Below are 6,629 nucleotides of genomic sequence, written 5' to 3'. Positions count from 1 at the left end.
CACGTCTTCCTCAAGCCCGGCGTCCTGGACGTCCAGGGCAAGGCCGTCGAAGGCGCCCTGCAGGGTCTGGGCTGGACCGGCGTGTCCAACGCCCGCGTCGGCAAGCTGATCGAGTTCGACCTCGCCGGCGCCGAAGACCCCCAGGCCGAGGCCAAGAAGATGTGCGAGCAACTGCTCGCCAATACGGTGATCGAAGGCTACCGCATCGAGGCGGCATAGGATCTGTCGCCCTCTTCCCGTTTCTGCGCGAAGAGGGCGTTGCATCCTGTGCCTGCGCCCCCAGTTAAGCTCACGGCTTGAATCGACGGAGCGCCCATGACCTTCACCCTCACCTCCACCGACATTCAGGACGGCGGCGTCCTGCCCGCCGCCCAGGTCCACGCCAAAGGAAACACCTCGCCGCAACTGGCCTGGTCCGGCGCGCCCGAGGGGACCAAGAGCTATGCGATCACCTGCTACGATCCCGACGCCCCGACCGGCTCGGGCTTCTGGCACTGGACGGTCGCCAACATCCCCGCCGATGTGACCGAACTGGCGGCCGGCGCCGGCTCCCCCGGCGGCGACCTGCCCTCCGGCGCGGTCCAGGGGCGCACCGACTTCGGCCAGGCCGGATTCGGCGGCGCGGCGCCGCCCGCAGGCCACGGCCCGCACCGCTATATCTTCACCGTCTTCGCCGTGGACGTGGACCGACTGGACGTCACCGCCGACGACTCCGGCGCCGTTTTCGGCTTCAATCTGTATTTCCACACCCTGGCCAAGGCCGCGATCACGGCGACCTACGAAAACAAGGGCTGATTACCGGTCACCGCCCTTGTGACGTCATGAACGCTGATTATGTTGCGGCGCACAATGACAGACGCCGCAATTTCCCTCGCCCCGCCCGCTCGTTCGCGGGCGGCGGTCGCCCTCGTCCTGATCGCCCTGGCCATGGGCGGTTTCGCCATCGGCGTGACCGAGTTCGCGGCCATGAGCATCCTGCCGGACTTCGCCGCCGGCCTGGGCGTCGACGCGCCGACCGCCGGCCATGTGATCAGCGCCTACGCCGCCGGCGTCGTGGTGGGTGCGCCGATCCTGGCGGTGCTGGGGGCGCGGCTGCCGCGCTGGCTGCTGCTGATCGGCTTCATGGGCCTGTTCGCGGTCGGCAACGGCCTGTCGGCCATCGCGCCCAACTATGAGTGGATGCTGGTCTTCCGCTTCCTCAGCGGCGTGCCGCACGGGGCCTATTTCGGGGTGGCGGCCCTGGTGGCGGCCTCCGTCGTGCCGCTGCACCTGCGCACCCGCGCCGTCTCGACGGTGCTGATGGGTCTGACGGTCGCCACGGTCATCGGCGTGCCCTTCGCCAATATGGTCAGCCACGCCTTCGGCTGGCGCTGGACCTTCGCCATCGTCAGCATCCTGGCGGTCGTCACCATGGTCCTGGTCGCCCTGTTCGCGCCGCGCGATCCGGCCCAGCCCGACGCCAGCCCGATGCGCGAACTCAGCGCACTGAAGCGCGGCCAGGTCTGGCTGACCCTGGGCGTGGGCGCCGTCGGCTTCGGCGGCATGTTCGCGGTCTACGCCTATCTGGCCTCGACCCTGGCCGCCGTGACGGGCGTGGGTCCCGAGATCCTGCCCTGGGTCTTCGCCGTCTTCGGCGTCGGCATGTTTCTGGGCAATATCCTGGGGGCCTGGGCGGCGGACCGGGTCGGCTTCCCGGCGGCGGGCGGCCTGCTGCTTTGGAGCGCCGCAGCCCTGGCCCTCTATCCGTTCGCGGCGGGGAACCTGTGGGCCATGATGGTGGTGGTCTTCCTGATCGGCGGCGGCGGCGGCCTGGGCTCCATTCTTCAGACCCGCCTGATGGACGTGGCCGGCGACGCCCAGACCCTGGCGGCGGCCCTGAACCACTCCGCCTTCAACACCGCCAACGCCATCGGCCCCCTGCTGGGCGGCATGGCCATCGCCGCCGGCTACGGCTGGACCTCGACCGGCTGGGTGGGGGTCGGCCTGTCCCTAGGCGGGTTTGCGATCTTCGTCGTCGCCTGGCTGGTGGGGCGCAAACGCGCTGCGTCCGAGCGTTTGGCGTAACCACAGTTTATGGTAGTATGGACGTATGGCCGACGTCACCAATGACCTCATCTACGAAGTGCTGAAGTCCATGCAGACGCGCCTGGACCGGATCGACGGCAACATCGCCGACATGAAGGGCGAACTTCAGGCCATGCGCCTCCACCTCAACGGCCTGAACCAGGACGTCTCCAACCTGTATCAGATTGTCGATCGTCAGGACGCCCGTCTCGGCCGGATCGAGACCCGCCTCGGACTTCTTGAACCCGCGCACTGACATTTCCCGAAAACGGTGCTAGAGGCCCGCGCCATGAGCGCAGCCGTCATCGTCTTCCCCGGATCCAACTGTGACCGCGATTGCAAGGTCGCCGTCGAACGCTCCACCGGCGAGCCCGTCTCGATGGTGTGGCACGCGGACACCGAACTGCCTTCGGGCCTGGACCTGATCGTCATTCCCGGCGGCTTCTCCTACGGCGACTATCTGCGCTGCGGCGCCATGGCGGCCCAGTCGCCGGTGATGCAGGCGGTCAAGAAGGCCGCAGACGACGGCGTCGCCGTGGTCGGCATCTGCAACGGCTTCCAGATCCTGTGCGAGGCCGGACTGCTGCCCGGCGCCCTGCTGCGCAACAAGGGTCTGAAATACGTCTGCAAGCCCATCGCCCTGACCGTCGCCAACGGCCAGACCCGCTTCACCGCCGGCTATCAGGGCCAGCGCGAGGTGACCATGACCCAGGGCAACGGCGACGGAAACTTCTTCGCCGACGCCGAGACCCTGGCCCGGATCGAGGGCGAGGGTCAGGTCGTATTCCGCTATGTCGACAACCCCAACGGCTCGGTCAACGACATCGCCGGCATCCAGAACGCCCGCGGCAACGTCCTAGGCATGATGCCCCACCCCGACCGCGCCTTCGAAGCCGAACTGGGCTCCGCCGACGGCGCGGTCCTGTTCCAGAGCATCTACGCGGCGGCTTGACGGCAACTCACCGTTGAGGCGAAGTGCGGCGTATGAACGTCCTCCTTCCTGTACTTATCCTCGCCGCAGTCTCGGCCGTCGCTCCTCCTGTTGAAGCTCAGGATTCCGTTGTTCCGACGGAGGATTGGACGCTCACTGTCATCCCCGAGCAAAAGGCCACGCTCGCGGTTGCGGAGTTCACTTCGGGCGTCAGCCTGGCCGCGCGCCGCGTAGACGGCGCCTACGACCTGTTGATAACGGGCTTGCCCGAAGCGCCCCCACGCACGACCAAGCGTGACCTGGCGGTGTCTGTGGGGGACACCAGTGATTTTCGGACGACCGTATGGAGCGTGGGCGAAAATCGAACCGCCGCTTTCAGCCGCGTTCCAGCCATGGTGGCGCGTCAGATGGCGGAAGGCGGCCCATTGCAGATCGTGGTTCCGGGGGGCGAAGGTAAGCCCCGCACTCGCTATGTCATGGCGCTCAACCCATCGAACACAGCGATCGAGCAGACTTTGACGGCTTGTGGTCGCCCATTGATCGACGTTCGAGACAAGGACGTGGAGGGCAATGGCCAGGACGGGCTTCCCCCCGCAGTGACTTGGGCGACCACGCCACGCCCTCGGTTCCCCGCCCCCGTGAACGGTAGAAGTCCCGTCGACGGCTATGCCGTGCTGTCTTGTGTCGCGAGGAGCGACGGACGACTTGAAGACTGCCAGATAGAGAGTGAGTCGCCGCGAGGGTACAATCTTGGACGCGAGAGTCTCAGATCCATTGATCGCGCGCGCGTGCGTTTAACCCCCGAAGGCGTGACATCAGGAAAACCGCTCGAGGATCGAATGATCCTGTTTTCCGTCAACTATGTGATGAGATAACTTCATCATAAAGGTTGAGCGGACCTGCTTGGCCTCACCACTACCGGCAAGTCTTGCGTTATTCTTCCGGAACGTCGTCCTCAGCGTCTTCATCCTCGTCCGGCGTTATGATCCCGCCGGGCTCGCGTTGCGCGGCCAGTTCGCGGGCGCCGACGCCCTGACCGTGTTCGATAGCGAGATTGGCCTCGACCTCGTCGGTTTCGAAGACGGGTGTTTCGTCGTCGTGGTCAGCCATGGTCATCTCCAGTTCGTGTGGATTGAACAACCGACCACACGACCGCCGGTTCCTCTACCGCCCCAAGAATGGGTCCAGACTGGCGCGCGACAAGGGGCGAAAGACCAGGAACCGCCCATCGACCGTCAAGGTCACCTCATGCGCCTGTGGCCGCTGGAGCAGAGCCGGATCGTCCAGCGACACGGCGCGGCCCGAAGCCATGTCTCGCGCGTCCAGAGCGGGCGTGATCGGTCGTCCATTCGCCGTCGCCAGGGCTGACAGGAAGCGCCGCACCTCCAACGCCTGCTGCTCGGGCGTCAGCGCCTGGCGAACGCGCACCCAGGCGTCCTGCGACGGCTGGGTGAGAACGACGGTCGCCCCGCTGGTCTGGGCGTGCCCCACGCCTGCGACGGCCGACGCGGCCATGGCGATCAGGCAAAAAATCCAGCGTCCGGCGGCGTTCATCATGCCCGATCACAACCAGCACAGAGGGCGCGGCGTAGGCAAGCTTCACTTTTCACGCTGCGACGGTGAACCTTACCGCCGTCCAGCGCGTACAATCGACCTGACAACCGTCGCATCGGAATCCCCATGTCCTCGATCCTTCGTCCCACGCCCGCGCAGCGGACCCGCCGCCTGGTGGTCCTGGCCGCCGCCGTCTTCGCCATCGTGGTTCCCCTGGTTCAGAACCTGGCGGGCCTGGGCCTGACCCAGGGCGAATTCGCGGCCGATGGGAACAGCACCCTGCGGGTCGCTGGGTACGCCTTCTCGATCTGGGGCCTGATTTATCTGGGAATCCTGGCCTATGCCGTACGTCAGGCCCTGCCCCAGACCGGCGAGAGCCCCCTGATCACCCGAATGGGCTGGCCTTCCGTCGTGACCTTCTTCGGCATCGGCATGTGGATCGTCGTCGCCGCCCTGAACCTGAAGGCGGCCAGCGTCGTCGTCATCTTCGCCGCCTTGATCGCCCTGCTGGCGCCCCTGCTGACCTATTCGGGCTCCATCCGCGCGCTCAGCCGGATGGATCGTGACCGGCTGTTGCTGGTCTGGCCCCTGGCGGCCCTGGCGGGATGGTTGACGGTGGCCGCCCCGCTGAACCTGATCACAACCCTGACGGCCTTCCAGGCCCTGCCGGATGCGCTGTCGCCATCGGCCTGGGCCATCCTGGCCATCATCGTGACTACGGGCGTCGCCCTGGCCGTCACGGCGACGCTGCGGACCCTGGCCTATCCCTTGCCGACCGCCTGGGGCCTGCTCGGTGCCTTCGTGGCCGAACAGGCCGACAAGCCGGCCGTCGCCTTCACCGCCCTGGCTGGGGCGATCGTCCTGCTGGTGGGCGGGGTGCTGCTGGTCTTCCGGCTAAAGCCGGGCGTCGAGCGCGCCGCCTGACGGCTATCTGAGCTATTCCGACCGCAGCGGCGGTGTGACGGCCTCGTCCGGCGGTTCATGGGCGCCGTCGCCGACATCGAAGGCGCCGCTTTCGTCGAAGCCGATGCTGCCGACGCCGGTCGCCTCGCCGGTCAGACGCTGGCGGCGGCTGGCCAGGGCGGCCTCGGGCGCCGCCTGATCCAGATCCCGCGTCGCATCCGGATCATTCGACCGATCCATCTGCTGACCGGTGGCGGGGGTGACTTCGGTATGGGTGCTGGAGCGCATCAGGCGTCCTCCTGCTTTTCTTCGTCTTCGGCCTCGTTCTGGGCCTCTTCGGCCATGGCCGAGGCGCCGGCGTCATCGGCGGCGATTTCGGGCAGGTCGTCGTCGTCGGGGGTGGCGGCGGGGTCGATGGGGGTGTGGATCATGGCGAAACTCCGTGGTTGCCACAGCCGCAATGAGATGACGCCGCCAGACGTTCCCCCGTCCCCCAGATCGTGATCGTTTCGTTCAGATCGTGATCGTCACATCCGTCGTCGAAAAAAATCCTCGCCCTTGAACAACAGGGGCTCGCCGCCGTCACCGTACATTTCGGCCTCGATTTCAGCCAAGTTGCGGCCGTCGCTAGGCCTCGTTCTTGGATACGTGCAAATAGCGCCTCACGTTTCCTGGCTCCGTCGGCGGTCAGAGTTCCTTCCAGGTCTTGTCCAGGGCGATATCGATGGCCTCGGTCAGGCTGACGCCCAGCCGCTCGGCGACGGCGCGCGCCTTGCGCTCCGTCTCGGCGCGCTTGATGCTGAGGCCCATTCTAGAACTCTCAAAATACTGTCTAGAATATAGCCTATCGGCCCATCTGCGGCTAGAAGCCCCGCCCATGACCGCTCATCAAAAGACCATGGCCGAATTGGCCGCCGAATACGGCCTGGCTCCGAATGAATATCAGGTCGTCCTCGACCGGCTGGGCCGAGAGCCCAACCATGTCGAACTGGGCGTCTTCTCGGTCATGTGGTCCGAGCACTGCTCGTACAAATCCTCCAAGATCCACCTGGGCAAGTTCCCCACCACCGGCGACCGCGTCATCTGCGGCCCGGGCGAGAACGCCGGGGTGATCGACATCGACGACGGCGACGCCTGCATCTTCAAGATGGAGAGCCACAACCACCCGTCCTACATC

The 6,629-nt window shown here is 66.4% G+C and carries 12 protein-coding genes and 1 pseudogene; 8 read left to right on the top strand and 5 right to left on the bottom strand.

Annotation, left to right across the window (positions count from 1 at the left end; all coding sequences use genetic code 11):
• The 6 genes from purS to Q7J26_RS13065 form a co-directional block, all read left to right on the top strand.
• Positions 1-219 (top strand): phosphoribosylformylglycinamidine synthase subunit PurS (gene purS / locus Q7J26_RS13090; protein WP_304936848.1); only part of this gene is annotated, 219 nt, incomplete at its 5' end.
• A gap of 96 nt (positions 220-315) precedes the next feature.
• A complete protein-coding gene (locus Q7J26_RS13085) occupies positions 316-795 on the top strand; it encodes a YbhB/YbcL family Raf kinase inhibitor-like protein (RefSeq protein WP_304936847.1) in 480 nt (159 codons plus the stop codon).
• A 54-nt stretch (positions 796-849) separates the two neighbouring features.
• Positions 850-2,064, top strand: coding sequence for an MFS transporter (locus Q7J26_RS13080; RefSeq protein ID WP_304936846.1), 1,215 nt, complete (start codon positions 850-852; stop codon positions 2,062-2,064).
• A 25-nt stretch (positions 2,065-2,089) separates the two neighbouring features.
• Positions 2,090-2,320 carry a hypothetical protein gene (locus Q7J26_RS13075; RefSeq protein ID WP_304936845.1) on the top strand — a complete coding sequence of 77 codons (231 nt, stop codon included), beginning with the start codon at positions 2,090-2,092 and terminating at the stop codon, positions 2,318-2,320.
• A gap of 33 nt (positions 2,321-2,353) precedes the next feature.
• The gene (gene purQ, locus Q7J26_RS13070) at positions 2,354-3,016 is read left to right on the top strand and encodes a phosphoribosylformylglycinamidine synthase subunit PurQ (RefSeq protein WP_304936844.1); all 663 of its coding nucleotides are present in this window, start codon (positions 2,354-2,356) and stop codon (positions 3,014-3,016) included.
• Positions 3,017-3,048: 32 nt separating this feature from the next.
• Entirely contained in the window at positions 3,049-3,870 is an 822-nt protein-coding gene (locus tag Q7J26_RS13065; RefSeq protein ID WP_304936843.1) for a hypothetical protein, read from the top strand.
• A gap of 58 nt (positions 3,871-3,928) precedes the next feature.
• On the opposite strand, the gene Q7J26_RS13060 is transcribed toward Q7J26_RS13065, so the two are convergent.
• Both Q7J26_RS13060 and Q7J26_RS13055 read right to left on the bottom strand, forming a co-directional pair.
• Complete coding sequence (locus tag Q7J26_RS13060; RefSeq protein WP_304936842.1) at positions 3,929-4,105, bottom strand: hypothetical protein; 177 nt, start codon at positions 4,103-4,105, stop codon at positions 3,929-3,931.
• Positions 4,106-4,159: 54 nt separating this feature from the next.
• Positions 4,160-4,552, bottom strand: a complete 393-nt coding sequence (locus tag Q7J26_RS13055; protein ID WP_304936841.1) for a hypothetical protein — start codon at positions 4,550-4,552, stop codon at positions 4,160-4,162.
• A gap of 123 nt (positions 4,553-4,675) precedes the next feature.
• Here Q7J26_RS13055 and Q7J26_RS13050 point away from each other — a divergent pair, with 123 nt between their 5' ends.
• Positions 4,676-5,473 (top strand): hypothetical protein, encoded by a 798-nt coding sequence (locus Q7J26_RS13050; RefSeq protein ID WP_304936840.1) that lies wholly within the window; start codon positions 4,676-4,678, stop codon positions 5,471-5,473.
• A 12-nt stretch (positions 5,474-5,485) separates the two neighbouring features.
• On the opposite strand, the gene Q7J26_RS13045 is transcribed toward Q7J26_RS13050, so the two are convergent.
• The 3 genes from Q7J26_RS13045 to Q7J26_RS13035 form a co-directional block, all read right to left on the bottom strand.
• A complete protein-coding gene (locus tag Q7J26_RS13045; protein ID WP_304936839.1) occupies positions 5,486-5,740 on the bottom strand; it encodes a Tat pathway signal protein in 255 nt (84 codons plus the stop codon).
• Entirely contained in the window at positions 5,740-5,883 is a 144-nt protein-coding gene (locus Q7J26_RS13040; RefSeq protein WP_304936838.1) for a hypothetical protein, read from the bottom strand. The genes Q7J26_RS13045 and Q7J26_RS13040 overlap by 1 nt, the downstream gene beginning before the upstream one ends.
• A 256-nt stretch (positions 5,884-6,139) precedes the next feature.
• Positions 6,140-6,262, bottom strand: a complete 123-nt coding sequence (locus Q7J26_RS13035; RefSeq protein ID WP_304936837.1) for a type II toxin-antitoxin system VapB family antitoxin — start codon at positions 6,260-6,262, stop codon at positions 6,140-6,142.
• Positions 6,263-6,329: 67 nt separating this feature from the next.
• Between Q7J26_RS13035 and Q7J26_RS13030 the strand changes: the two are divergent.
• Positions 6,330-6,629 (top strand): annotated as a pseudogene (locus tag Q7J26_RS13030) (phosphoribosylformylglycinamidine synthase II); the annotation flags it as partial.

The organism is Brevundimonas sp., assembly GCF_030656255.1.
GTDB lineage: Bacteria > Pseudomonadota > Alphaproteobacteria > Caulobacterales > Caulobacteraceae > Brevundimonas.
This window is presented reverse-complemented; position numbering and strand designations above follow the sequence as displayed.

Excerpts from the sequence above, each read along its gene's own strand:
- Q7J26_RS13045 (WP_304936839.1), bottom strand. The coding sequence starts at position 5,740 with ATGCGCTCCAGCACCCATACCGAAGTCACCCCCGCCACCGGTCAGCAG.
- purQ (WP_304936844.1), top strand. The coding sequence starts at position 2,354 with ATGAGCGCAGCCGTCATCGTCTTCCCCGGATCCAACTGTGACCGCGAT.
- Q7J26_RS13085 (WP_304936847.1), top strand. The coding sequence starts at position 316 with ATGACCTTCACCCTCACCTCCACCGACATTCAGGACGGCGGCGTCCTG.
- Q7J26_RS13050 (WP_304936840.1), top strand. The coding sequence starts at position 4,676 with ATGTCCTCGATCCTTCGTCCCACGCCCGCGCAGCGGACCCGCCGCCTG.
- Q7J26_RS13080 (WP_304936846.1), top strand. The coding sequence starts at position 850 with ATGACAGACGCCGCAATTTCCCTCGCCCCGCCCGCTCGTTCGCGGGCG.
- Q7J26_RS13075 (WP_304936845.1), top strand. The coding sequence starts at position 2,090 with ATGGCCGACGTCACCAATGACCTCATCTACGAAGTGCTGAAGTCCATG.
- Q7J26_RS13065 (WP_304936843.1), top strand. The coding sequence starts at position 3,049 with ATGAACGTCCTCCTTCCTGTACTTATCCTCGCCGCAGTCTCGGCCGTC.
- Q7J26_RS13035 (WP_304936837.1), bottom strand. The coding sequence starts at position 6,262 with ATGGGCCTCAGCATCAAGCGCGCCGAGACGGAGCGCAAGGCGCGCGCC.
- Q7J26_RS13055 (WP_304936841.1), bottom strand. The coding sequence starts at position 4,552 with ATGATGAACGCCGCCGGACGCTGGATTTTTTGCCTGATCGCCATGGCC.
- Q7J26_RS13060 (WP_304936842.1), bottom strand. The coding sequence starts at position 4,105 with ATGGCTGACCACGACGACGAAACACCCGTCTTCGAAACCGACGAGGTC.
- Q7J26_RS13040 (WP_304936838.1), bottom strand. The coding sequence starts at position 5,883 with ATGATCCACACCCCCATCGACCCCGCCGCCACCCCCGACGACGACGAC.